This window comes from Microtetraspora niveoalba (genome assembly GCF_001570405.1).
Classification (GTDB): Bacteria; Actinomycetota; Actinomycetes; order Streptosporangiales; family Streptosporangiaceae; genus Microtetraspora; species Microtetraspora niveoalba.
The window spans coordinates 1-1,885 of record NZ_BBYM01000086.1 but is presented as its reverse complement, the minus strand read 5'-3'; the positions used below and the strand labels follow the sequence as shown (position 1 = coordinate 1,885).

Sequence of the window (1,885 nt, the reverse complement as noted above, 5' to 3'; positions counted from 1 at the left end):
CCGCGGGGGCGAGCGCGGCGTCGCGGCCGAGCGCGGCGAGCACCGGCCGCCCCGACCGCTCCCGCGCGGCGCGCATCAGCGCGAGGTCGAGCACCGCGGCCGAGCCGTGCGTACGGCTTCCGCTCTCGCACAGGACCACCCGGTCGTTGCCCTCGGCCACGCAGTAGTCGGCGATGGCCAGCCACTCGTCCAGCGTGGCGGCCGGGCCGCGCTGGACGACCACGGGGAGGCCGAGCGCGGCCGCCGCGCGGACGAGCTGGAAGTCCTGCATCCAGGCCGCCCCCACGAGGACGCCGTCCGCCCCCGAGGCGACGGCGTCGAGGTCCCCGGCGGAGAACGGTTCGACGAGCAGCGGCCCGGGCCATGCGGCGCGCGCCTCGGCGAGGGCCTCGGCGGCCGGCCGCCGGCCGTGGTGCCCGCGCAGGCTGAGCCAGCGGGCGTCGCGTCCGCCGATCACGGCCACGGGCAGTCCCTCGCCCACGGTCAGCGCCCCGATCCGCACGGCGGAGCGGCGCGGCGCGCTGTCGGATGCCGCGCTTTCGGATGCCGCGCTTTCGGGTGCCGCGGGGTCGGACGGGGCGGCGGTCTGGGCGACTCGGGCGGCCGGGGACATGGCCTGGGACATGCGGTCTCCTCGGATGGGCCGGCCCCTCGACCGGCTCGTTGACAACGAAAAAGGCAGAGACGCTCGTCTCTGCCTCAGCCGGCTCCGGATGGTCGCTAGATCACGCGCCTGCGACCGGCCCTCCCGGAGCCGGCTGCGTAAACGTGAAATAGCAAGCCATAGCCCGACCTTACCAGGCAGGCTCCGCGAGCCGGACCGATCCGTCTCAGATTTCGGACACACCCTTATGCGACCGGGTTGATCCCTTTGTCATCCGTGGGACGATCTATGCGTCCAGGAGGGGATTTGATGGCGCATGCGGAAGGCCGGCTGGTCGGCGGCCGGTACCACCTGATCGAGCCCATTGGCCGAGGTGGCATGGGAATCGTCTGGCGGGCCCACGACGAGCTGCTCGACCGGGTGGTGGCGGTCAAGGAGGTCCGTTACGACAGCGCGATGGGCGACCAGCTCGACGAGCTCAACCGCCGGACCATGCGCGAGGCGCGCGCGGCCGGGCGGCTCACCCATCCGAACGTCGTCGTCGTCCATGACGTGATCGAGGAGGACGACCGGCCCTGGATCATCATGCAGCTCGTCCCCTCCCGCTCCCTCGGACAGGTCATCAGGGAGGACGGCCGGCTCTCCCCCGAGCGGACCACCGAGATCGGGCTGCAGGTCCTGGACGCGCTCAAGGCCGCCCACGCGCAGGGCGTGCTGCACCGCGACGTCAAGCCGGAGAACGTGCTGATCACGGACGAGGGGCGGGTGGTGCTGACCGACTTCGGCATCGCGCGCCTGGAGGCCGACTCCACCATGACCCGGACCGGCCTCATCGGCACGCCCGCGTTCATCGCCCCGGAGCGGCTGCGCGGCGACCCCGCCCAGCGCGAGTCCGACCTGTGGTCGCTCGGCGCCACGCTGTACGCCGCCGTGGAGGGCAAGCCCCCGCACGATCGCGGCATGCCGATGGCGACCATGCACGCGGTGCTCAACGAGGCCCCCGCCCCCGCCGTACACGCCGGGGAGCTGCGGGAGGTGCTCGAACGCCTGCTGGAGAAGGAGCCCGCCGACCGGCCCGGCTACGACGAGACGGCCGAGCTCCTGCGGCGCACGACCGGCGGCGCGGCGCGGCCGAAGAGGCCCGCCGCGTCCCCGGCCGCCGCGCGCAAGGAGCCGGGTGGCGACCGTCCCATCCCGCAGACGGGCCAGAGCGCCTGGGACGGCGGCGCGGGAGCGGCCGAGCCGGGCGCCCAGGCCGGGCGGCGGCCGTACGAGCAGGGC

Annotated in this window: 1 protein-coding gene and 1 pseudogene; one reads left to right on the top strand and one right to left on the bottom strand. The window is 74.4% G+C overall.

The annotated features are described in order from the left end of the window. Nucleotides 1-625: pseudogene (locus AWQ70_RS37090) on the bottom strand (hypothetical protein); the annotation flags it as partial. Nucleotides 626-913: 288 nt separating this feature from the next. Here AWQ70_RS37090 and AWQ70_RS37085 point away from each other — a divergent pair. Then, the coding region (locus AWQ70_RS37085; RefSeq protein ID WP_169808809.1) for a serine/threonine-protein kinase at nt 914-1,885 on the top strand (972 nt) is incomplete at its 3' end.